The organism is Thermus sp. LT1-2-5, from assembly GCF_040363165.1.
GTDB lineage: Bacteria > Deinococcota > Deinococci > Deinococcales > Thermaceae > Thermus.
This window is the reverse complement of record NZ_BSRG01000003.1, coordinates 148,417-167,562: the sequence shown is the minus strand read 5'-3', so window position 1 is coordinate 167,562 and position 19,146 is coordinate 148,417. Positions and strand designations below refer to the sequence as shown.

The window sequence follows — 19,146 nt, the reverse complement described above, 5'->3', positions numbered from 1 at the left end:
TAGAGCATGCCCATCCGCACCATCGTTCGTCTCACCCCGGCCAAGCCCAAGGCGGGGGAAGAGTTCAAGCTTCAGGCGGTGGCCCAGCACCCTAACGAGCCGGGCACCCGCCGCGACGCCCAGGGGAACCTTATCCCCGCCAACTACATCGACTTGGTGGAAGTCTACTTCGAAGGGGAGAAGGTGGCGGAGGCCCGTCTTGGCCCATCTATAGCTACCAATCCCAACTGCGTCTTTAAGTTTAAGGCGGAAAAGCCGGGGACCTACACCATAAAGCTTAAGGACACCAGCGGCGACACCGGGGAAGCCCAGGTAAAGCTGGAGCTAGCCTAAAGGGGCGCCCGGGAAACCGGGCGCCTTTATGGAGATGGGTAGATGCGGCCCAAGGCGTGGTGGGTGGTAGGCGCGGTCCTGGTCTTGGCCTCGGCCCTAGCCCAGGAAAGCCCCGACCCGCGAGAGGAGGCCAAGCGGCAAAAGGAGCTTCTCCTGCAGACTGCGGGTATCCTGCCCACGGAACTTGTGGTCCTGCAAGGGGAGGAGCTCTTTAACCGGAAGGGACCCTCGGGCAGGACGATGGCTGAGTGCGACTTTGGCCTTGGGAAGGGGGTTTTGGAGGGGGCCGCCGCCCGGCTTCCCCGCTACTTCCTGGACACGGGCCAGGTGGAGGACCTGGATGGCCGCATCCTTACCTGCATGACCCGGGTCCAGGGGTTTAAGCCAAGCGAGGTGCGGCGCTCTGAGGTGGTGGCCGTGGCCTTTTACATCGCCAGCAAGTCCACGGGCCACAAGATCCAGGTGCGCCTCCTCTTCCCCCAAGAGCGTGAGCTTTACGCTCTAGGGGAGAAGCTCTTTTACGCCCGCTCGGGGGCTAGGGATGTGGGCTGCGCCACCTGCCACGTGACTTACGTGGGCAAGCGGGCTGGGGTCTTGCCCTACGCCGACGTGCTGGGGAAGGACAAGTCTTGGACCCACTGGCCCGCTTACCGCTACTCCAACGACCAGACCTGGACCATGCAGGACCGCATCCGGGCCTGCTACGGCAACATTGCCCACCCGCAGCCGGACCTTTACTCCCTGTCCATCCTGGCCTTAGAGCTTTACCTGGCCTACCACAGCAACGGGGCGGTGGTGGAGGAGTGGCCCGCCTTCGTGCGGTAGTGGAGGGAGCATGAAGAAGGCGCTTTTGTCCCTTCTGGCAGTCGCCTTTGTGGCCTTGGGCCTTGCCCAGCACTATTTGGGAGGAAGGGAGCTGGAGCTCATCCAGACCGGGGGGAAGGCTTACGCCGAGGTCTTCCTAAACCAGCGCCCGGATCAGGCCCTGTGCTCCATCCACAAAAACCGCCTTCCCGCCGAGCTCTTGCCCCAGTTTTTGGAGGAGCAGAGGAGCCTCATCAAGTACCCAGCGAGCGGGAAGCTAATGGGGGACTGGAAAAAGGGCGGGGCCATCTTCAACAACCTCCAGAAGGCCAACTGTTTTTCCTGCCACTTCGGCTCCCCCGTGCACTTGGGAGGGGATGTGGGGCCGAGCCTAGAAAAGTACGGGCTAAAGCGGGGCCAGTCCGAGGCGGTGCAGCGGTACACCTACGAGGTGATTTATAACTCTTGGGCCTACTTCCCCTGCACGGTGATGTACCGCTTCGGCGCCCAAGGCCTCCTCACCCCGGAGGAGATCGCCGATGTGGTGGCCTACCTCCTGGACCCGGAGTCCGAGTTCAACACCAAGCCCGCTGTGGGGTCTAGATGAACCGAAGGGAAGCCCTTTTCCTGCTTTCCACCTTGGCGGGCCTGGGACCCAAGGCCTTGGCCCAGGTTTTGGCGAACCCGGCTCGCTTGTACGACCTTCCCCCTTACGGGGAGGCCACCCTCCTTTACTTCTCCGACCTGCACGGCCAGGTCTTCCCCCACTACTTCATGGAGCCCCCCAACCTCATTGCCCCCAAGGCCCTCATGGGGCGGCCCGGCTACCTCACAGGGGAGGCGGTCCTGCGGTACTACGGGGTGGCAAGGGGTACGCCTTTGGCCTACCTCCTTTCTTACCTGGACTTTGTGGAGCTGGCCCGGGCCTATGGCCCCATAGGCGGCGTGGCCGCCCTCACCGCCCTCATTCGGGACCAAAAGGCGCGGGCGGAAGCAGAGGGGGCTAAGGTATTGGTCCTGGACGGCGGGGATACCTGGACCAACTCCGGGCTTTCCCTCCTCACCCAAGGAGAGGCCCTGGTGGAGTGGCAGAACCTCGCCGGGGTGGACCACATGGTGAGCCACTGGGAGTGGACCCTGGGGCGGGAGCGGATGGAGGAGCTTTTTGGGAAGTTCCGCGGGGAGCATCTTTCCTACAACGTGGTGGACGAGCTTTTTGGCGATCCCCTCTTCCCTGCCTACCGCCTCCACCCCGCAGGGCGCTACACCTTGGCCGTGGTGGGGGCCACCTACCCGTACGTGAAGGTGTCCCACCCGGAAAGCTTCACCGAGGGGCTTTCCTTCGCCTTGGACGAGCGCAGGCTCCAAGAGGCGGTGGACGCTGCCCGGGCCGAAGGGGCGGATGCCGTGGTGCTCCTTTCCCATAACGGCATGCAGTTGGACGCCGCCTTGGCGGAGCGGATCCGGGGTCTGGACCTCATCCTTTCCGGGCATACCCACGACCTCACCCCCTCGCCCTGGCGGGTGGGAAAGACCTGGTTGGTGGCGGGGAGCGCCGCCGGAAAGGCGCTAATGCGGGTGGACCTGAAGCTGAAGAAGGGGGGCATCGCCAACCTACGGGTGCGGGTCCTGCCGGTATTGGCGGACCACTTGCCGAAGGCTCAGGACGTGGAAGGCTGGCTTTCGGAAAAAGTGGCCCCGCACCAAGCGCACCTCTTCGCTCCCTTGGCGGTCACGGAGAGCCTGCTTTACAAGCGGGATACCCTGTACTCCACCTGGGACCACCTGGTGGGCCAGGCGGTGAAGGCCCTCTACCCGGAGGTGGAGGTGGTTTTTAGCCCCGCGGTGCGTTGGGGCACCACGCTTCTTCCGGGGCAGGCCATCACCCGGGACCACCTCTATGCCTATACCGGCTTCACGTACCCTGAGCTCTACCTCTTTTACCTGCGGGGAGAGCAGATACAAAGCGTCTTGGAGGACATCGCCAGCAACGTCTTCACCCCCGATCCCTTCTACCAGCAAGGCGGGGACGTGAGCCGCACCTTTGGCCTTTCCTACGTTCTGGACCCCGACGCCCCCACGGGCAAGCGGGTGCGGGAGCTACGGGTGGGGGGTAAGCCCTTAGACCCAGGCCGCCGCTACCTGGTGGCCGCCTACGGGGGAAGGCTCCAGCGGGTGGGGGAGGCCAAGCCCGGCTTTGAGCCCAAGCCCATCTATGCGGTCTTGGAGGAGTACCTCAAGGGGGTGGGCCGGGTCAGGGTCTTGCCGGAGCCCAACGTGAAGGTAATAGGACGCAACTACCGCGTGCCGGAGGTGATGGGATGAAACGAATAGGGTTCTTGATCCTAGGCTTGTTGGCTATGGGTGTGGCCCTTTCCCAGGTGAGTCCCTTCCGGGCTCGTCTCGAGGCCCTATTGCATTCGGGAGGGCACGAGTTCGCCAGCGTGATGCGCTCCCAGGACAAAGCCCAGGCCCTTTGCTCCCAGTACCGCGACAAGCTTCCTCCCGACCTCATCCCGGGGTTCCTGGCGGAGCAGAAGGCCCTCATCCGGTACCCGGCGAACGGGAAGTTGATGGGGGATTGGAAGAACGGGGAAAAGGTCTTCACCGACCCCAAGCGGGGCAACTGCTACGCCTGCCACGCCGGGGACCCCAAGGAGGTGGCCCACGGCACCATGGGGCCGAGCCTCACGGGCTACGGCCAGCGGGGCACGGCGGAGGCGGTGGTGCGCTACACCTACGAGAAGATCTACAACGCTTGGGCCTTCGTCCCTTGTTCCCTCATGTACCGGGGTGGGGTGCACGGCCTCTTCACCCCCGAGGAAACCGCCGATTTGGTGGCCTTCCTCCTGGACCCCGAATCCCCCATCAACCGGAGGTGAGCCATGAAGTCTAGGAACCGCATCTTGCTCATTGGTCTTGTGGCCTTGGGTGCCTTGGTGGGGCTTTGGGCCTACACCCAAGGGGAAAAGCCCCTGGACCCCTTCGAAGAGGCCATGCGCCAGCGGCAGATGTACCTGGAAACCTTTGGGGTTTTGCCCGGGGAACTGTACGTGGAAGAGGGCAAGGAACTCTTCTTCCGCAAGGGCCCAAGCGGCAAGACCCTCGAGGCCTGCGACTTCGGCAAAGGCCCCGGGGTTTTGGAGGGCGTCTACGCCATTTTACCCAAGTACTTCCCCGACACCAAGCGGGTGGAGGACCTGGAAACCCGGGTCTACACCTGCATGCAGCGGGTGCAGGGCTTTAAGCCCGAGGAGATCAAGCGGGACGAGGTGAAGGCCATCACCACCTACATCGCCTCCTTCTCCTCCAAGGCCAAGATCCAGGTGGTGCCCAAGCACCCAGAGGAGCTGGCCATGTACAACCTGGGGCGGGAGCTTTGGTACCAGCGGGCGGGGGCCCGGGACATGAGCTGCGCCGTCTGCCACGAGCAGTACGCCGGGCATAGGGTGCGGCTTTCCCCGGTGCGTAGCCCTAAGCAGGGTCTTGGGAACGAGTGGCCCGCCTACCGTTTTGAGGAGGACAAGCTCTACACCATGGAGGACCGCATTAACTTCTGCTACGAGTCTATCGGCATCCCTAAGCCAGACTTCTACTCAGAACCCCACATCGCCCTTACCGTCTACATTCTGGCCGAGGCTACCAAGGCGGGGCACTCCTTTGAGGAATTGCCCTTCTTCACCCGTTAGCTATGCGCCGCCGCCACCTCCTCGCCCTTTTGCCCCTTTTCCTCCTGAAAGCCCGGGGGGAGGAAGGGGCGGACTGGGTAAAGGCCTTTGGGGCGTTTTTGCAGCGGGTGCCCCCAGCGAGCTACCTGGTCTACCCCACGGAGGCTAAGGATCTCCTACTCTTTGAGCCTTTCATCCTGGATGTGCGCACGGCGGAGGAGCGGAGGAAGGGTTACATCCCGGGCTCGGTGCACATCTATGCCGGCCAGGTACCGGACCGCTTGGCTGAGCTTCCCCAGGACAAGGAGAGGCTCATCCTCGTCTACTGCAACTCGGGGAGCGTTTCTGCGGTGGTGGCGGCTTACCTTCAGGCTTTAGGCTACAAGAACGCCAAGAATATCGCCCATGGGTACAAAGGCTGGCTGGACGCTGGCTTGGAAGTGGAGGGAAGATCATGAAAAGACTCTTGGCGCTGGTGGCGGTTTTGGGCTTTTCCCTGGCCCAATCTTTGCTGGTGGAGGTCCGGGGGAACCTGGAAGCGGTGGAGGGGCGGACGCTGGCCGCCCTGAAGGCGGTGGGCCTCGAGGCCGACCGGGTCCTCAACCTGGGGGAGCAGGTGCGCCAGGTCACGGGCCCAGGCTTCCCCGACTACCGCCTCGTGGTCCTCAAGCCGGAAAAGGGGAGCCTGGAGGCGGTGAGCAAGAACCCCATGGCGGCCATCGTCCTGCCCCCCACGGTCTTCATTACCGGGGAAGGGGAGAGGTACCTGGTGGGCACCTTTGATGGGCGGCTTCTCTTCGGGATGCTCGGGGTCTATGGCGGCGAGGTGGAGCGCCTCACCTGGCGCCTGGAGGCTGCCTTGGGTCGGCTCGGTCTGGTGCGCAAGGTTTCTCCCGCCATGATGCCCGACCCCAGGAGCGGCATGATGCCCGCCCTCCTTTACCGGGTGCGGGGGGCTAAGGTGGAGGACGTGGTCCTCATGGTGGAAACCGAGCTTACCTCCGCTGGGCTCAACCTCTTGCCCCACGTCCAGGTGGGCCCCGTCACCGTGATCATGCCCTGCAAGAGCGAGTGGGCCCGCATCATGTTCCTCACCCAGCCCGCCGGGGGGTTCGCCGCCCCTTGCCGCTTCTTTGCCATGCAGATGGGCCCGGACGTTCTGGTGGGGGCCATCGAGCCCATGCTCATGACCATCATGCCGGGGGTCATGGGCTCGCCGGCGGTTACGATGCTCCAAGAAGCCAGGCAGGTGATGACCGGCATCCTGGAAGCCGTGGGCGGGGAGCCTTACCGCCCAGGCCAATGAAGGAGGGAGACGTATGGGTAAGGTAAACCGTAGGGATCTACTAAAATCGGGGGCTGCCTTGGCGGCGGCGAGCGCTCTAGGGGGCAAGGCTTTTGCCCAGGAGTTTTACGCCAGCCCCGCCACCTTGCTCCCCCGCACCCGCAAGCCCCGGGTGGTGGTCATCGGGGGCGGCTGGGGCGGGACCACGGTGGCGCGGAAGCTGGTGCAGTCCGGGGTGGACGTGGAGGTAGTCCTCATCGAGCAGAAGCCCATCTTCATGTCCTGCCCCATGTCCAACCTCTTCCTGGCAGGGGTGAAGCCTCTGGAATGGCTCGTCTTCGACTATACCAACGTGGTCAAGGACGGGGTCATCTTCGTCCAGGAAAAGGTCTTGGACATCAACCGTGACCGCCGCCTGGTGCGCACCACTGGGGGGTACGTGGCCTACGACTTCCTGGTCCTGGCCCCTGGCATCGACTACATGTACGAGGCCATCCCCGGCTACGCCGAGGTGAAACACCTCCTGCCCGTGGGCTTCAAGCCCTTTGAGCACATCGCTCTAAGGCGCATGCTGGACCAGTTTGATGAAACGGGCGGGGAGCTGGTCCTGTACATTCCCACCCCCCCCTACCGCTGCCCCCCGGGCCCCTACGAGCGGGCAGCCATGCTGGCGTGGCGGCTCAAGACCAAAGGGGTGAAGGGGAAGGTCATCGTTCTGGACGCCAACCCGCAGCCCGTGTCCAAGGCCCCGGGCTTCCTGGCCGCCTACAACGACCTTTACAAGGACTACCTGGAGTACGTGCCCAACACCCTCATCACTGGGCTGGATTACGAGAAAAAGCAGGTCCTCACCGAGTTGGGGGAGGTGCCCTTTACCCTGGCGAATATCATCCCCCCCATGAAGGCGGGGGAGCTGGTGCGCACTGCGGGGCTTGGGGAGCGCTGGGCCAACGTGCGCATCCCCTACTTCCTCTCGGAAAAGGATGACCGGGTCTACCTGGTGGGGGACATCACCGGCAATACCCCCTACCCCAAAAGCGGCATGGTGGCCTACGTTTCCGGCACCATCGTGGCCCGGCACCTGGTGGAGCGCCTGAAGGGCAAGCCCTTGGCGGAGATCCCCCCAGAGTTGCCCCAGAACATCTGCTACTCCTTCGTGGACTCGGAGGAGGCCATCTGGGTTTCCGCCAACTACTCCTGGGACGAGGCGGCCAAGCAGATCAAGGCCCAAAGCGCCGTGGACAACCAGCGTTCCAAGGCCAACGGCGAGGCGGCCTTCGGCTGGGCTAATGGCCTCTGGAACGACATGTTCGGCCCTGCCTAAGGCCTTAGGCCCCGCCCCTTCTGGGGGCGGGGTTTTCTTTTGCCCGGCAGATACGATAGGAGGGTATATGGACCGAAGGAAGTTCTTCCGGCTTCTTGGCGCAGGAGGCCTCCTGGGCCTTCTCAAGGCCCGGGCCCAAGGGGTTCCCTGGAGCGAGGAAACCTTCGCCCCTACCAAGACCCTGGGGGCTCCCCTTTCCGAGTACGGGAGTAGGAGCCCCTTTGAGGAAGAGGTGGTGCGCTACATCTCCCCCAACCTGCGCACCCGCCACTCGGGGGCGGACTTCGCCCCCTTAGAGCGGCTGGAGGGGGTTATCACCCCCAACGGCCTCCACTTTGAGCGCCACCACGCCGGGGTGCCCCAGGTGGACCCCAAGCACTACCGCTTGGTGATCCACGGGATGGTGGAAAGGCCTTTGGTCTTCACCTTGGAGGACCTCAAGCGCTTTCCCTCCGTGACCCGCACCTACTTCATCGAGTGTGCCGGAAACGGGCAAAACGGCTACCGTAATCCCCCTGACCCCAACCTCACCGCCACCCGGAGCCGGGGGCTCGCCTCCAACGCCAGCTGGACGGGGGTGCCCTTGGCCCTCCTCCTCAAGGAGGCGGGGGTGAAGCCGGGGGCGAAGTGGCTCATCCCGGAGGGGATGGACGCTGCCATGTATACCCGCTCTCTTCCCTTGGAGAAGGCCATGGAGGACGTGTTGGTGGCCTATGCGCAAAACGGGGAGGCCCTCCGCCCCGAGCAGGGTTACCCCGTGCGCCTGGTGGTGCCGGGCTGGGAGGGGAGCATCCAGGTGAAGTGGCTCCGGCGCATCCTGGTCACGGACCTGCCCGCCATGGCCAAGGACGAGACCAGCGAGTACACGGACGTCATGGCGGACGGGAAGGTGCTGGCCTTCACCTGGGTCATGGAGCCCCAGTCCATCATCACCTACCCCTCGGGGGGGCAGGCCATCAAGCCCGGGTTCCACGAGATCCGGGGCCTGGCTTGGAGCGGGTTTGGCCGGGTGACCAAGGTGGAGATCTCCTTGGACGAGGGCAGGACCTGGCGGCAGGCTACCCTCGAGGCCCCCGTGGAGCGCTACGCCTTCGTGCGCTTCAAGATGCCCTGGCAGTGGCGGGGGGAGGAGGTGGTGCTTTGGAGCCGGGCTTGGGACGAGAAGGGCAACACCCAGCCCACCCGGGAGGAGTTCTTCCAGCGCTGGGGGAAGAACAACCGCTACCACTACAACGCCATCCAGGCTTGGCGCATCCTGCCCGACGGCCGGGTGGTGAACGGGGATCGGCCCGTGGGCGCCCAAGCCGTGGGCTCCGTGGGCGGGTGCGACGGGGAGGTGTTTGATGGCTAGGAAACTCTTCTTCGCCGTGGTCCTCTTGGGCTTGGCGGTGGGGGCGCGGTATGGCCTGGGCACCCCCATCAGCGAGGAGCTTGCGGCCCAGTACGACCTCAGGCCCGTGGTCCTGCCCGATGGCCGGGGGCTTCCCCCGGGGGAGGGAAGGGTGGAGGAGGGGGAGCGGATCTACGCCGAGAAGTGCGCTTCCTGCCACGGGGCCCGGGGGGAAGGCTACCCCTTCAACCGCTTGGTGGCCGAGCCCTTCCCCATCACCCCGGACACGGAGCCCGTGGAGTACGCCATCGGCAACTACTGGCAGTACGCCACCACCCTGTACGATTACATCCGCCGGGCCATGCCCTTCGGCCAGGAAGGCACCCTCACCGACGAGGAGGTCTACCACCTGGTGGCTTTCCTCCTTTACATGAACGGCATCATCGAAGCGGACGAGCCCATCAACCAAAAGACCTTGCCCCAGGTGCGCATGCCGGCCCGGGAGCTTTTGCACCTGGACCCGGAGACCCAGCGCCGTTTCCCCTGGCTCACCTTGCCCTAGGATGGGAGCATGACGCTTTCCTTGGGCGCAGCCTTCTTGGCGGGGGTGCTCTCCTTCCTCTCCCCTTGCGTGCTTCCCTTGGTGCCCACCTACCTTTTTTACCTGGGAGGAGAAAGGGGGCGCCCCCTCTTTAACGCCCTCTTCTTCGTCTTGGGCTTTGGGGCGGTGTTTTTCCTCCTGGGGCTTCCCTTTACCCTTCTTGGGGGGCTTCTTTTTGAACACCGCCAGACCCTGGCCCGGGTGGGGGGGGTGGTCCTGGTCCTCTTTGGGCTTTACATGCTGGGCCTCAGGCCCAAGTGGGGGGTATCCCTCCGCTACGAAGGGGAAACGGGCCGCCCCTTGGGAGCCTTCCTGCTTGGGGCCACCTTGGCCTTGGGCTGGACCCCCTGCATCGGCCCCATCCTAGGGGCCATCCTTACCCTCACCGCCGTGGGGGGTGGGGTGGGCTTCCTGCTGGCGTACATCCTGGGGCTTGCGGTCCCCTTCCTCCTGGTGGCCCTCTTCGCCGAAAGGCTCAAGGGGTGGCTAAGGCGGGCGGGGAGGCTCTCCCATTACGTGGAGGTCTTCGCCGGGGTGGTGCTCGTCCTCGTGGGAGTGCTCCTCTTCACCGGGACGTACTCCGCCTTGAACACCTTCTTCCTGCGCATCACGCCGGAGTGGCTACAGAAGTACCTCTAGGGACCCTTGTCCCCGGGGGATACCCCTAGACTGAAGGGAGTATGTTGCGCCTCGAGGCCGTTTCCAAGCGCTTCGGTCGGGAGTGGGTCCTAAGGGACCTTAACCTTTCCCTGGCCCGGGGCGAAGTTGTGGCCCTTCTGGGCCCCAACGGCTCGGGCAAGACCACCCTTTTGCGGCTCATGGCGGGGCTCTTGAAGCCCACTCGGGGCCGGGTGGTGCGGGAGGGGAGGGCCCTTTTCCTCGCCAACCCCCCCGCCTTCCACCGCCACCTCACCGCCAAGGAACACCTCTTCTACGACCTGGCCTTCCACGGCGGCAAGGGGGACTGGCGCGAGGCCTTGGCCCGGTATGGCCTGCCGGAGGACCTGCCCCTCGCTGCCTTCTCCAGCGGCATGAAAAAGCGCTTGGCCTTGGCCCGCCTGGAGCTCCTTTCCCCCGACCTTTGGCTTTTGGACGAGCCGGAAACCGCCTTGGACCAGGAGGGGCGAGAACTCCTCCTTAGGGCCTTGGCCCGGGCCCGGGAGCGGGGCGGGGTGGTCTTCGCCACCCACGACCGGGCCTTGGCGGAGGTGGCGGCGGACCGGATCCTCTGGCTGGGGGCGGCGTGAGGGCGGAAACGCAAAGGGGTGGGGAGAGGAGGGGCCTGGAGGTGGGGCGGGTCTGGCTTTTGGCCCTGCGGGACCTTCGCCTGGAGGTGCGGGACCGGGCGGGGGTGCTTTCCGCCCTGACCTTCTTGGCGGTGATGCTCTTCATCATGGCCTTGGCCCTGGGCCCGGAGGAGGGGACCTTGCGCCGGGCCGCCCCCGGGGTCTTGTGGGTGGCCTTGGCCTTCCTGGCCACTCTCCTTTCGGGCCGGGCCTTCGCCTTAGAGGTGGAGGACGCCACCTTGGATGACCTCCTCCTCACCCCCGGGGGCAAGGAGTGGGTTTACTTCGGGAAGCTCCTCTTCCAAATGCTCCTCCTCTTGCCCTTTTCCGCTTTAGCCCTTTTCCTTGCCGCTTTGCTCTTCTATTTGCCCTTGGAAAAGGCCCTACCCCTTTTCCTTACCCTGGCCCTGGGGGGGCTTGGCTACGCCAGCGTGGCCACTTTTTACGCCGGGCTCCTCGCCCGGCTACGGGGGCGGGAGGTGCTTTTGCCCCTCCTCCTCTTCTCCCTGGTGGTGCCCGTGGTCCTGGCGGGGGTCCGGGCCACGGCGGGGCTTTTGGAGGGGCTTCCCCTGGTGGAGGTGGCCTCTTGGTGGCAGCTCCTTTTGGTCTTTGACGTGGTCTACCTCACCGCGGGAGCCCTCCTCTTCCCCGTGGTGATGGAAGGGTAGAGGGCCACAGATTTTTCACCCAAGAGGCGGCTATGCTTAGGTTCGTGGAGGCAAGCGATGCTAAAGGCGGCACACCCTGAACGACCGGACGCCCTCACCTGGGCTTTCTTGGGCCTGGGGCTCCTCCTTTTGCCGGTGGGGCTTTACCTGGCCCTCTCCGCCCCGCCGGACGTGAACCAGGGGTACCTGGCCCGCATTATGTATCTGCACGTGCCCGGGGCTTGGCTTGGGTATCTGGCCTTCTTCGTGACCTTCCTGTACTCCCTCCTCTACCTCTTCCGCCAAGACCCCCGCTACGACCGGGTGGCCCTGGCCAGCGCCGAGATCGGCCTCGTCTTTATGGGCCTGGCCTTGGTGACGGGGATGCTCTGGGCTCGGCCCACCTGGGGGGTCTACTGGACCTGGGAGCCGCGGCTCACCACCACCGCCATCCTCTTCGCCGTTTACGTGGGTTACTTCCTTCTGCGGGGGGCCATTGAGGACCCGGAACTCCGGGCCAAGGCGGCGGCGGCGGTGGGGATTTTGGGCTTCATCAACGTGCCCATCAGCTACATGTCGGTGAAGTGGTGGCGGAGCCTGCACCAGACCCAGTCCATCGACCTGACCACGGGCAAGATCCACATGGACCCAGCCATGCTCCAGGCTCTTCTCTTTAACCTCTTCGTGTTCACCCTGCTCTACCTGGGCTTCGTGCGCCTTCGGGCCTTGGTGGCGGCCCTCGAGGCCCAAAAGGAGGAAGCGTGAGCGAAGTCTTCGTCACCTGGGTCTACGTCCTCACCTACCTTGCGGTCTTCGGCTATCTGGCCTACCTCCTCTGGCGCTACCGGAGGGCTAGATGAGGACCAAGTACCTCTTCGGCCTCGTGGTCATCCTGGGGGCCCTGGGTTACCTCGTCTTCGGGGGCCTGGGGCAGAACCTGGTGTACTTTCTCACTCCCTCGGAGTACCTCCAGGATCAGGCCCGTTACCAAAATCGCCCGGTGCGCCTCGGGGGCCTGGTGAAGCCGGGCACGGTGCAATACGACAAGGACCGGCTGGAGCTCCGTTTTGTCCTCACCGACGGGGTGGCGGAGGTTCCTGTCTTCCACAAGGGTACCCCCCCGGGTATGTTCAAGGAGGGCCAGGGGGTGGTGGTGGAGGGCCGCTTCCAAGAGGGGGTTTTCCAGGGCACTAACCTCCTGGTGAAACACTCGGAAAGCTACCAAGCTCCCAAGGCGGGGTGGACGCCCGAGGAGGTGCGCAAGCTGATTGAGGAGGCCAAGTGACCCCGGCGCTTTTGGGCAATCTGGGCGTGAGCCTGGCCCTGGCCTTTAGCCTCTTGGGCCTGGCCCTAGCCCTTTTGGCCTACTTCCAGGGGGATGGGCGCTTCCTTAAGGGGGCCAAGTCCCTCCTTCTCCCCACCTTCCTTGCCGCCTTGGCCGCCTTTTTGGCCCTGGAGTGGGCTCTCCTCACCCACGACTTTTCCTTGGCCTACGTGGCCAAGAACCACTCGGTGAAAGACCCTCTTTGGGTCACCCTGGTCACCCCTTGGGCCGCCCTGGAGGGGAGCATCCTCCTCTGGGGGCTTTTGCAGACCCTTTACACCCTCCTGGCGGGTCGGCGGGCCCTGGACCCCTGGCGGGCCTCCTGGGTGCTCGCCGTGCTTTTTGGTGTCCAGGTCTTCTTCTTTGGGGTTATGGCCACCATCGCCAGCCCCTTTGAAACCCTGCCCAACCCGCCCCAGGACGGGGTGGGCCCCAACCCCCTCCTGCAAAACCACTGGATGATGGCCGTCCACCCCGTGCTCATGTACCTGGGCTTCGTGGGCCTAAGCGTGCCCTACGCCTACGCCGTGGCGGCCATGGTCACCCGCCGCTACCAGACCTGGGTGGAGGAAACGCGGTGGTGGACCCTCATCGCCTGGGGCTTCCTCACCGCCGGGAAGGTGGCGGGGATGTGGTGGAGCTACGAGGTCTTGGGCTGGGGCGGGTACTGGGCCTGGGACCCGGTGGAAAACGCCAGCTTCATCCCCTGGCTTCTCGCCACCGCCTTCCTCCACACCGCCTTGGTGCAGCAGACCCGGGGGGCCTTTAAGGCCTGGAACTTTGCCTTCGTCACCCTGGCCTTCGCCGCCACGGTGCTCGGCACCTTCCTCACCCGCAGCGGCGTGATCCAGTCCGTGCACGCCTTCGCCGAGGGCCCGGTGGGGCCGGCCTTCTTGGGCTTCTTCCTCCTCGCCACCCTGCTTGGCCTGGCCCTGCTTTCCCGGGTTTCCCGCGAGGTGCGGGACACCGCTTTCTTCCACCCCTTTTCCCGGGAGGGGGCGCTCCTTCTGGGGGCCTTCTTCTTCGCCGGTTGGGCCTTGGTGGTAGTCTTGGGCACCTTCTACCCCCTTTTGGTGGAGGCCTTCGCCGGGGCCAAGGTGAGCGTGGGGGCCCCCTTTTTCAACCAGCTTTCCGCCCCCCTTGGGGCTGGGATTTTGCTCCTCATGGGGGTGGGACCCCTTTTGCCCTGGCGGAGGCCGAGGGCCGAGGCCTTGCGGAACCTTTACCTGCTTTTGGGCGTCTTGGCCTTGGGAACCCTTCTTGGGCTGGCCCGGGGCTATACCGTGGGGGCCTCCTTGGCGGTGGGGCTTTTCCTCTACAACGTGGCCGCCATTCTCCTCCTGGTGCGGGAAGGGGTCTTGGGGCGGGTGCGGGCGGGGCTTTCCCCTTGGGGCTTTTTGGAAAACCGCAGGCGGGTGGGGAGCCTGGTGGTCCACTTCGCCGTGGCCCTCATGGGGCTTGGCATCGCTTTTAGCCAGACCTACCGCTTGGAAAGCGAGAAGACCCTTTATCGAGGGGAAAGCTGGGAGGTGGCGGGCTTAAGGCTCACCTTCCAAGGGGTGCGGGTCCTGGACGAGGGGCGGCGCTTCGCCGTGGAGGCCCGGGTCCAGACCGACCGCTTCGGGGAGGTGGGGCCCCGGCTCCACTTCTACCCCCAGATGAACTCCCCCCTGCCCGCCCCCAAGGTGGTCTACACCCCGGGGAACGACTACTACTTCCTCCTCATGGACTTTGACCGGGAAAAGGGCGAATGGGCCTCCTTGCGCCTCATCGTCACGCCCCTGGTCTTCTGGATGTGGGTGGCGGGGGGGCTCATGGCCCTGGGAACCCTCTACATCCTCTGGCCGCAGGCGCGCCGAGAGGAGGCCAAGGGGGTGAGCCCAGCGTGAGGGCCTGGCTTTGGATCCTTTTGGTGGTGGCCTTGGGCGGGCTTTTCTTCTGGGGGATGCAGCGCAACCCCAAGGAGCTCCCCTCGGTCTTGGCCAAGGAGCGGCGCCCTGCCCCCGACTTCACCCTGCCCGTCCTTCTCCCCTACCGGGCGGAGTGGGGGGAGACCTTCCGCCTTTCCGACCACCTGGGGAAGCGGCCCATCGTCCTCAACTTCTGGGCTAGCTGGTGCTATCCCGCCTGCTACGAGGAGGCCCCGGTGCTGGAGGCTGCCTGGCGCGCCTATAAGGACCGCGTGCTCTTCCTGGGGGTGAACACCCAGGACAAGGAGGCGGAGGCCCTGAAGTTCATCGCCCAGTTCGGCCTCACCTTCCCCCAGGTCTTTGACCCCCGGGGCCGGGTGGGGGTGGACTACGGGATGTACGGGGTGCCCGAAACCTTTTTCATCGATGGCGAGGGGCGGGTCCTGGCCCGCCACGCCGGGGCCATCGACCAGGCTACCTTGGAGAAGTACCTAAAGGAGGCGTTGCCGTGAGGTGGGTGCTGTTCCTCGCCCTGTTCTTCCTGCCCGCCCTGGGCCAAGCGGAGCCTCCCCCTGACCTTTCCCCGGAGGTGTTCCGCATCGCCCGGGAGCTCCGCTGCCCCGTGTGCCAAGGGGAAAGCGCCGCCGAGAGCAACTCGGGGGTGGCGGTGGAGATGCGGCGCATCATCGCCGAGATGCTTCAAGAGGGCAAGACGGAGGAGGAGATCAAGGCCTTCTTCGTGGACCGCTATGGGGAATGGATCCTCTACAGTCCGCCTCGGCGGGGGGTGACGCTTTGGGCCTGGGTGTTGCCCGGGGTGGCCCTGTTCCTCCTGGCCTGGGGGCTTTTCGCCTATTTCCGTCCCAGGAAGGTGCCCAAGGAGCTTTTGGAGGAGGCGGAGCGCCGCCTGAAGGAGCCCCCGGCATGACGGCCACCCTGCTGTTCCTGGTCCTCTTCCTCTTGGGGCTGGCCTTGGCCCTCAGGCCCCTTTGGGGCCCTAAGGAGCCTTTTCCCGAGCCGCCCAGGCGGGAGGAGCTCCTTCGGGAGTTGGAGGTTTTGCGCACCGAGGTGGAGGCCCTGGAGGGGGAGGCGAAAAAGCTCGCCCTGGCCCGCATGGTGGAGCTGGAAAGGGCCCTGGAGGGGTACCGCCCCCCGGAGCGGCGCCCCTTCAACCCCTTGCCTGTGGCCCTGGTCCTGGGTGCGGTGGTCCTCCTGGGGGTAGGCCTTTGGCGGTACACCCTGCCCCGCCTACCCGGGGAGACCACGGTGACGCAAAGGGCCGAGGCCCAGGAGCTCAGGGCCCTGGCGGATAAGGCAAAGCGGACGGGGGCGGTGGAGGACCTCTTGGCCTGGGGGCGGCGGGCCTACGAGCTCCAGGCCTTTGACCAGGCGGCGGAGGCTTACCTAGAGGTGCTGAAGAAGGACCCGCGGAACGTGGAGGCGGTGCGGCGGGTGGGGATTCTCCTCTTCATGGGGGGGAGGCTCGAGGAGGCGCAGATGTTTTTGGAAATCGCCCAGCACGCCGACCCCAAGGCCGCGGAGGGATGGCTTTTCCTGGGGAACCTCTACTTCCAAAAGGGGGAGATGGACCAGGCCATCGCCGCTTGGGAGCGGTACCTGGAGGCGGGGGGCGAGGCCCGGGAGCGGGTGGAGGGCTTGATCGCCATGGCCCGGGCTCAGGCCCAAGGGGGGAAGGACGGGAAAAGCGTTTATTTGGCCCGCTGCGCCCTTTGCCACGGGGTGGAAGGGGAGGGGGGCGTGGGGCCCAGGCTTAAGGGGAACCCCATTCTGAAGGCGCCGGAGGCGGTGCGGGAGATCGTGCTGAAAGGAAGGGGCCAGATGCCCGCCGTGTCCCTGGGCGAGGGGGAGCTAGAGGCCCTCTTGGCCTACCTCCAAGGGCTATGAAGCGGCGCGACCTCTTCTTCTACGTTCCCGTGGCCGTGGCGGGGGGCTTTTTCGCCTGGTTTGGCGTGCGCACCTACAACCTCCGCTTCCGGCCCCGGCCCGAGGCGGGCCCGCCCACGTGGAAGGAGGGCCCCAAGGTGGCGGTGGCCCGGCTGGGGGAGCTTGGGGTGTGGCAGGCCAAGCCCTTCCTCTATCCCCTGCCCTTGGGGGAGCTTAGGGCCATCCTCCTTCGGCTTCCCGAGCCCGCTCCTGGGGGGCTTTCCCTGGGGGAAGCGCACTACATTGCCTTTAGCCGCATCTGCACCCACCAGGGTTGCACCCTGAACTACGTCCCCGACCCCGAGGCGGCTTCCCTTCTCTATAACTTCCGCCCCGAGCGGCCCTTCCTGGGCTGTCCCTGCCACTTCGGCGCCTTTGACCCCCTTCTGGGGGGAAAGGCCATCTATGGCCCTCCCCGCTACCCCCTGCCCCGCCTCCGCCTCGAGGCGGAGGGGGACACCCTCTACGCCACCGGCCACGAGGTGCCCCTGAGGCCCATGGAGGGGGCTTAAGGGGCAAGCCTTACCCGCACGAAGCGGTCCTTTCCCCGCTGCAGGACCCGGGGCCGGGAGAGGTCCACCTCGAGGCTGGGGTCCGTGACCAACTCCCCGTCTAGGCGGAGGCCCCGGTTCCCGATGAGCCGCCTGGCCTCGGCGTTGGAAGGGGTGAGGCCCGCTAAGGTGAAAAGCCGCGCCACCCAGATCCGCCCCTCCTTGAGCTCGGAAGCGGGGATGGTGACCTCGGGGATGTCCTCGGGGATCCCCCCTTTGGCCACCTCGTCGTAGCGGACCTCCGCCTGCCGAACTTCCTCGGGGCCCGCCTCCTTGTCCTGGCCCAGGGCCTCCCAGGCGTAGCCCAGGCTCTCGTAGAAGGCCCGGTCGATGCGGGCGGGGATCCTTGGCCTGGCGTAGGCGGCGGTGAGGAGGCGGGCCAGGACCCGATGGGCGGGAACGGGGCCCGCCTGGAGAAGGGCCTGGATCTCCTCCTCGCTCAAGTCCGTGAGGAGGCGGAAGTAGCTCGGGAGCAGGGGGTCGGGGACCCGCATGAGCTTCTTGAACATCACCTCGGGGGGCTCGGCCACCCCGATGTAGTTGTCCAGGCTTTTAGACATCTTCTCCCGGCCGTCTAGGCCCACCAGAAGGGGCATGAGGAAGCAGACCTGGGGGCTTTGCCCGTACGCCCGCTGCACCTCCCGCCCCACGAGGAGGTTGAACCTCTGGTCCGTTCCCCCCATTTCCACGTCGGCCTTAATGGCCACGGAGTCGTAGGCCTGGGCGAAGGGGTAGAGGAACTCGTGCAAGGAGATGGGGATGCCCGCCTCGTAGCGCTTCTTGAAGTCCTCCCTCTCCAGCATCTGGGCCACGGTCATGAGGGAGGTGAGGCGCACCACCTCCTTGAAGGTGAGGCCCTCGAGCCACTCGGAGTTGTAGCGGAGCTCGAAGAGCTCGGGCTCCTGCCTCAGGATCTTCCCCGCCTGCTCCACGTAGGTCTTGGCGTTTTCCCGGGTTTCTTCCAGGGTGAGGGGAGGGCGGGTCTTGCTCCGGCCCGAGGGGTCCCCAATCATCCCGGTGAAGTCGCCGATGATGAGGACCACCTTGTGCCCAAGCTCCTGGAACTGGCGCATCTTCCTCAGAACCACCGCATGCCCCAGGTGGAGGTCGGGCCGGGTGGGGTCGGCCCCCAGCTTTACCGTAAGGGGCCGGCCTTCCTTCAGCTTGGCCAGAAGCTCCTCCTCGGGGAGGATCTCTTCCGCCCCCCGCTTGAGGAGGGCGAAGGCTTCTTCCGGGGGGATGGTGCCCGTGCCTGCCATGTGCCCAAGTATACTTAGGGCAATGCGTAGCCTGCTCCTTGTGGTCTTGGCCGCTTTGGGCCTTTACTGGTACGCCGAACGCTACGGCCTGGCCCTGGGGTATCCGCCCTTCTTGCCCGTCTTCTACTGGAAGTACACGGGGGAGGCCCGCTACCCCTTGCGGGTCACGGGGCTTTACGATGCGGTGAAGGTGCGGGTGGCGGGAAGCCTGCAGGAAGGAAGCCTCGAGGTGGCCTTGCTTCAGGAAGGAAGGCTCTTGGGGGAGAGGCGCTATCGGGGGAGCTTCCAGGAAGAGGTGCGCTTTCCCGTGAGCGCCGGGGAGTACCTCCTGCGCTTCCGCCTACAAGACGCCAAGGGCCAGGTGCGCTACGACTGGGTGGCCACCAAGTTTGCCCCATAGGGCGGGGTGTGCTACACTTAGGCCTGGTCTGCCCCGAGGGGGCATAAGGGGAGAACGATGGCGCAGAAGAAGCCCAAGAGGAACCTTTCCGCTCTGAAGCGGCACCGGCAATCCTTGAAGCGCCGGCTTCGCAACAAGGCCAAGAAGTCGGCCATCAAGACCCTGAGCAAGAAGGCCGTCCAGCTAGCCCAGGAGGGCAAGGCGGAGGAGGCCATCAAGATCATGCGCAAGGCCGAGAGCCTTATCGACAAGGCGGCCAAGGGTTCCACCCTGCACAAGAACGCCGCCGCCCGCAGGAAGTCCCGGCTGATGCGCAAGGTCCACCAGCTCCTTTCCACCCAAGGGGCTAACGCCTAAGGAGGGAAGGCATGGGCAAGGGCGACCGTCGCACCCGTAGGGGCAAGATCTGGCGGGGTACCTACGGCAAGTACCGTCCCCGCAAGAAGAAGTAGGCCAAGGGACCCTGGGGGCCTAGGCGCG

The 19,146-nt window shown here is 65.4% G+C and carries 25 protein-coding genes; 24 read left to right on the top strand and 1 reads right to left on the bottom strand.

All coding sequences use genetic code 11. The features are described from left to right. Positions 1 to 6 precede the first annotated feature (6 nt). From soxZ to ABXG85_RS04475, 21 genes are all read left to right on the top strand, one after another. On the top strand, positions 7 to 333 hold the full coding sequence (gene soxZ / locus ABXG85_RS04575; RefSeq protein ID WP_353512547.1) for a thiosulfate oxidation carrier complex protein SoxZ: 327 nt from the start codon (positions 7 to 9) through the stop codon (positions 331 to 333). 42 nt (positions 334 to 375) lie between these two features. Further along, positions 376 to 1,158, top strand: coding sequence for a sulfur oxidation c-type cytochrome SoxA (soxA, locus tag ABXG85_RS04570; RefSeq protein ID WP_353512546.1), 783 nt, complete (start codon positions 376 to 378; stop codon positions 1,156 to 1,158). A 10-nt stretch (positions 1,159 to 1,168) separates the two neighbouring features. Further along, positions 1,169 to 1,744, top strand: a complete 576-nt coding sequence (gene soxX, locus ABXG85_RS04565) for a sulfur oxidation c-type cytochrome SoxX (RefSeq protein WP_353512545.1) — start codon at positions 1,169 to 1,171, stop codon at positions 1,742 to 1,744. Further along, positions 1,741 to 3,462, top strand: coding sequence for a thiosulfohydrolase SoxB (gene soxB / locus ABXG85_RS04560; protein ID WP_353512544.1), 1,722 nt, complete (start codon positions 1,741 to 1,743; stop codon positions 3,460 to 3,462). Before soxX (ABXG85_RS04565) ends, soxB begins: the two co-directional genes overlap by 4 nt. Further along, positions 3,459 to 4,019, top strand: coding sequence for a sulfur oxidation c-type cytochrome SoxX (gene soxX, locus ABXG85_RS04555; protein WP_353512543.1), 561 nt, complete (start codon positions 3,459 to 3,461; stop codon positions 4,017 to 4,019). Before soxB ends, soxX (ABXG85_RS04555) begins: the two co-directional genes overlap by 4 nt. A gap of 3 nt (positions 4,020 to 4,022) precedes the next feature. Continuing rightward, the gene (gene soxA, locus ABXG85_RS04550) at positions 4,023 to 4,826 is read left to right on the top strand and encodes a sulfur oxidation c-type cytochrome SoxA (protein ID WP_353512542.1); all 804 of its coding nucleotides are present in this window, start codon (positions 4,023 to 4,025) and stop codon (positions 4,824 to 4,826) included. A gap of 2 nt (positions 4,827 to 4,828) precedes the next feature. After that, on the top strand, positions 4,829 to 5,263 hold the full coding sequence (locus ABXG85_RS04545; protein ID WP_353512541.1) for a rhodanese-like domain-containing protein: 435 nt from the start codon (positions 4,829 to 4,831) through the stop codon (positions 5,261 to 5,263). Then, positions 5,260 to 6,111 (top strand): translation initiation factor 2, encoded by an 852-nt coding sequence (locus ABXG85_RS04540; protein WP_353512540.1) that lies wholly within the window; start codon positions 5,260 to 5,262, stop codon positions 6,109 to 6,111. Before ABXG85_RS04545 ends, ABXG85_RS04540 begins: the two co-directional genes overlap by 4 nt. Positions 6,112 to 6,124: 13 nt before the next feature. After that, the gene (locus tag ABXG85_RS04535) at positions 6,125 to 7,414 is read left to right on the top strand and encodes an FAD-dependent oxidoreductase (RefSeq protein ID WP_353512539.1); all 1,290 of its coding nucleotides are present in this window, start codon (positions 6,125 to 6,127) and stop codon (positions 7,412 to 7,414) included. A gap of 67 nt (positions 7,415 to 7,481) precedes the next feature. Continuing rightward, positions 7,482 to 8,765 carry a sulfite dehydrogenase gene (gene soxC / locus ABXG85_RS04530; protein ID WP_353512538.1) on the top strand — a complete coding sequence of 428 codons (1,284 nt, stop codon included), beginning with the start codon at positions 7,482 to 7,484 and terminating at the stop codon, positions 8,763 to 8,765. Beyond that, positions 8,758 to 9,306 (top strand): c-type cytochrome, encoded by a 549-nt coding sequence (locus ABXG85_RS04525; RefSeq protein WP_353512537.1) that lies wholly within the window; start codon positions 8,758 to 8,760, stop codon positions 9,304 to 9,306. The genes soxC and ABXG85_RS04525 overlap by 8 nt, the downstream gene beginning before the upstream one ends. A 9-nt stretch (positions 9,307 to 9,315) precedes the next feature. Next, positions 9,316 to 9,984: a cytochrome c biogenesis protein CcdA gene (gene ccdA / locus ABXG85_RS04520; RefSeq protein WP_039458526.1), complete on the top strand. Its 669-nt coding sequence runs from the start codon at positions 9,316 to 9,318 to the stop codon at positions 9,982 to 9,984. A gap of 41 nt (positions 9,985 to 10,025) precedes the next feature. Further along, positions 10,026 to 10,592 (top strand): ABC transporter ATP-binding protein, encoded by a 567-nt coding sequence (locus ABXG85_RS04515; protein ID WP_353512536.1) that lies wholly within the window; start codon positions 10,026 to 10,028, stop codon positions 10,590 to 10,592. Positions 10,593 to 10,633: 41 nt separating this feature from the next. Further along, positions 10,634 to 11,299 carry a heme exporter protein CcmB gene (locus ABXG85_RS04510; RefSeq protein ID WP_353512627.1) on the top strand — a complete coding sequence of 222 codons (666 nt, stop codon included), beginning with the start codon at positions 10,634 to 10,636 and terminating at the stop codon, positions 11,297 to 11,299. A 57-nt stretch (positions 11,300 to 11,356) separates the two neighbouring features. After that, entirely contained in the window at positions 11,357 to 12,043 is a 687-nt protein-coding gene (gene ccsA / locus ABXG85_RS04505) for a cytochrome c biogenesis protein CcsA (RefSeq protein ID WP_353512535.1), read from the top strand. A 91-nt stretch (positions 12,044 to 12,134) separates the two neighbouring features. Next, positions 12,135 to 12,563 carry a cytochrome c maturation protein CcmE gene (gene ccmE / locus ABXG85_RS04500; RefSeq protein ID WP_353512534.1) on the top strand — a complete coding sequence of 143 codons (429 nt, stop codon included), beginning with the start codon at positions 12,135 to 12,137 and terminating at the stop codon, positions 12,561 to 12,563. Continuing rightward, complete coding sequence (locus ABXG85_RS04495; RefSeq protein WP_353512533.1) at positions 12,560 to 14,491, top strand: heme lyase CcmF/NrfE family subunit; 1,932 nt, start codon at positions 12,560 to 12,562, stop codon at positions 14,489 to 14,491. The genes ccmE and ABXG85_RS04495 overlap by 4 nt, the downstream gene beginning before the upstream one ends. Beyond that, a complete protein-coding gene (locus tag ABXG85_RS04490) occupies positions 14,488 to 15,024 on the top strand; it encodes a TlpA family protein disulfide reductase (RefSeq protein WP_353512532.1) in 537 nt (178 codons plus the stop codon). The genes ABXG85_RS04495 and ABXG85_RS04490 overlap by 4 nt, the downstream gene beginning before the upstream one ends. Then, a complete protein-coding gene (locus tag ABXG85_RS04485; protein ID WP_353512531.1) occupies positions 15,021 to 15,440 on the top strand; it encodes a cytochrome c-type biogenesis protein in 420 nt (139 codons plus the stop codon). The genes ABXG85_RS04490 and ABXG85_RS04485 overlap by 4 nt, the downstream gene beginning before the upstream one ends. After that, positions 15,437 to 16,417 (top strand): tetratricopeptide repeat protein, encoded by a 981-nt coding sequence (locus ABXG85_RS04480; protein WP_353512530.1) that lies wholly within the window; start codon positions 15,437 to 15,439, stop codon positions 16,415 to 16,417. Before ABXG85_RS04485 ends, ABXG85_RS04480 begins: the two co-directional genes overlap by 4 nt. Next, positions 16,414 to 16,968 carry a Rieske 2Fe-2S domain-containing protein gene (locus ABXG85_RS04475; RefSeq protein ID WP_353512529.1) on the top strand — a complete coding sequence of 185 codons (555 nt, stop codon included), beginning with the start codon at positions 16,414 to 16,416 and terminating at the stop codon, positions 16,966 to 16,968. Before ABXG85_RS04480 ends, ABXG85_RS04475 begins: the two co-directional genes overlap by 4 nt. On the opposite strand, the gene tyrS is transcribed toward ABXG85_RS04475, so the two are convergent. Next, positions 16,965 to 18,266 carry a tyrosine--tRNA ligase gene (gene tyrS, locus ABXG85_RS04470; protein WP_353512528.1) on the bottom strand — a complete coding sequence of 434 codons (1,302 nt, stop codon included), beginning with the start codon at positions 18,264 to 18,266 and terminating at the stop codon, positions 16,965 to 16,967. The two genes, ABXG85_RS04475 and tyrS, sit on opposite strands and share 4 nt — an antisense overlap. 22 nt (positions 18,267 to 18,288) lie before the next feature. Between tyrS and ABXG85_RS04465 the strand changes: the two genes are divergently transcribed. From ABXG85_RS04465 to ABXG85_RS04455, 3 genes are read left to right on the top strand one after another with little or no spacing between them, the layout of a single operon-like run. Further along, positions 18,289 to 18,666 (top strand): hypothetical protein, encoded by a 378-nt coding sequence (locus ABXG85_RS04465; RefSeq protein ID WP_353512527.1) that lies wholly within the window; start codon positions 18,289 to 18,291, stop codon positions 18,664 to 18,666. 57 nt (positions 18,667 to 18,723) lie between these two features. Further along, complete coding sequence (gene rpsT, locus ABXG85_RS04460; protein ID WP_353512526.1) at positions 18,724 to 19,023, top strand: 30S ribosomal protein S20; 300 nt, start codon at positions 18,724 to 18,726, stop codon at positions 19,021 to 19,023. Positions 19,024 to 19,034: 11 nt separating this feature from the next. Next, positions 19,035 to 19,118 (top strand): 30S ribosomal protein THX, encoded by an 84-nt coding sequence (locus ABXG85_RS04455; RefSeq protein WP_008632889.1) that lies wholly within the window; start codon positions 19,035 to 19,037, stop codon positions 19,116 to 19,118. Positions 19,119 to 19,146: the final 28 nt, after the last annotated feature.

Excerpts from the sequence above, each read along its gene's own strand:
- soxB (WP_353512544.1), top strand. The coding sequence starts at position 1,741 with ATGAACCGAAGGGAAGCCCTTTTCCTGCTTTCCACCTTGGCGGGCCTG.
- ccmE (WP_353512534.1), top strand. The coding sequence starts at position 12,135 with ATGAGGACCAAGTACCTCTTCGGCCTCGTGGTCATCCTGGGGGCCCTG.
- soxA (WP_353512546.1), top strand. The coding sequence starts at position 376 with ATGCGGCCCAAGGCGTGGTGGGTGGTAGGCGCGGTCCTGGTCTTGGCC.
- soxC (WP_353512538.1), top strand. The coding sequence starts at position 7,482 with ATGGACCGAAGGAAGTTCTTCCGGCTTCTTGGCGCAGGAGGCCTCCTG.
- rpsT (WP_353512526.1), top strand. The coding sequence starts at position 18,724 with ATGGCGCAGAAGAAGCCCAAGAGGAACCTTTCCGCTCTGAAGCGGCAC.
- ABXG85_RS04545 (WP_353512541.1), top strand. The coding sequence starts at position 4,829 with ATGCGCCGCCGCCACCTCCTCGCCCTTTTGCCCCTTTTCCTCCTGAAA.
- ABXG85_RS04480 (WP_353512530.1), top strand. The coding sequence starts at position 15,437 with ATGACGGCCACCCTGCTGTTCCTGGTCCTCTTCCTCTTGGGGCTGGCC.
- soxX (WP_353512545.1), top strand. The coding sequence starts at position 1,169 with ATGAAGAAGGCGCTTTTGTCCCTTCTGGCAGTCGCCTTTGTGGCCTTG.
- tyrS (WP_353512528.1), bottom strand. The coding sequence starts at position 18,266 with ATGGCAGGCACGGGCACCATCCCCCCGGAAGAAGCCTTCGCCCTCCTC.
- ABXG85_RS04515 (WP_353512536.1), top strand. The coding sequence starts at position 10,026 with ATGTTGCGCCTCGAGGCCGTTTCCAAGCGCTTCGGTCGGGAGTGGGTC.
- ABXG85_RS04465 (WP_353512527.1), top strand. The coding sequence starts at position 18,289 with ATGCGTAGCCTGCTCCTTGTGGTCTTGGCCGCTTTGGGCCTTTACTGG.
- soxX (WP_353512543.1), top strand. The coding sequence starts at position 3,459 with ATGAAACGAATAGGGTTCTTGATCCTAGGCTTGTTGGCTATGGGTGTG.
- ABXG85_RS04525 (WP_353512537.1), top strand. The coding sequence starts at position 8,758 with ATGGCTAGGAAACTCTTCTTCGCCGTGGTCCTCTTGGGCTTGGCGGTG.
- ABXG85_RS04535 (WP_353512539.1), top strand. The coding sequence starts at position 6,125 with ATGGGTAAGGTAAACCGTAGGGATCTACTAAAATCGGGGGCTGCCTTG.
- ccsA (WP_353512535.1), top strand. The coding sequence starts at position 11,357 with ATGCTAAAGGCGGCACACCCTGAACGACCGGACGCCCTCACCTGGGCT.
- ccdA (WP_039458526.1), top strand. The coding sequence starts at position 9,316 with ATGACGCTTTCCTTGGGCGCAGCCTTCTTGGCGGGGGTGCTCTCCTTC.
- soxA (WP_353512542.1), top strand. The coding sequence starts at position 4,023 with ATGAAGTCTAGGAACCGCATCTTGCTCATTGGTCTTGTGGCCTTGGGT.
- ABXG85_RS04475 (WP_353512529.1), top strand. The coding sequence starts at position 16,414 with ATGAAGCGGCGCGACCTCTTCTTCTACGTTCCCGTGGCCGTGGCGGGG.
- soxZ (WP_353512547.1), top strand. The coding sequence starts at position 7 with ATGCCCATCCGCACCATCGTTCGTCTCACCCCGGCCAAGCCCAAGGCG.
- ABXG85_RS04455 (WP_008632889.1), top strand. The coding sequence starts at position 19,035 with ATGGGCAAGGGCGACCGTCGCACCCGTAGGGGCAAGATCTGGCGGGGT.
- ABXG85_RS04540 (WP_353512540.1), top strand. The coding sequence starts at position 5,260 with ATGAAAAGACTCTTGGCGCTGGTGGCGGTTTTGGGCTTTTCCCTGGCC.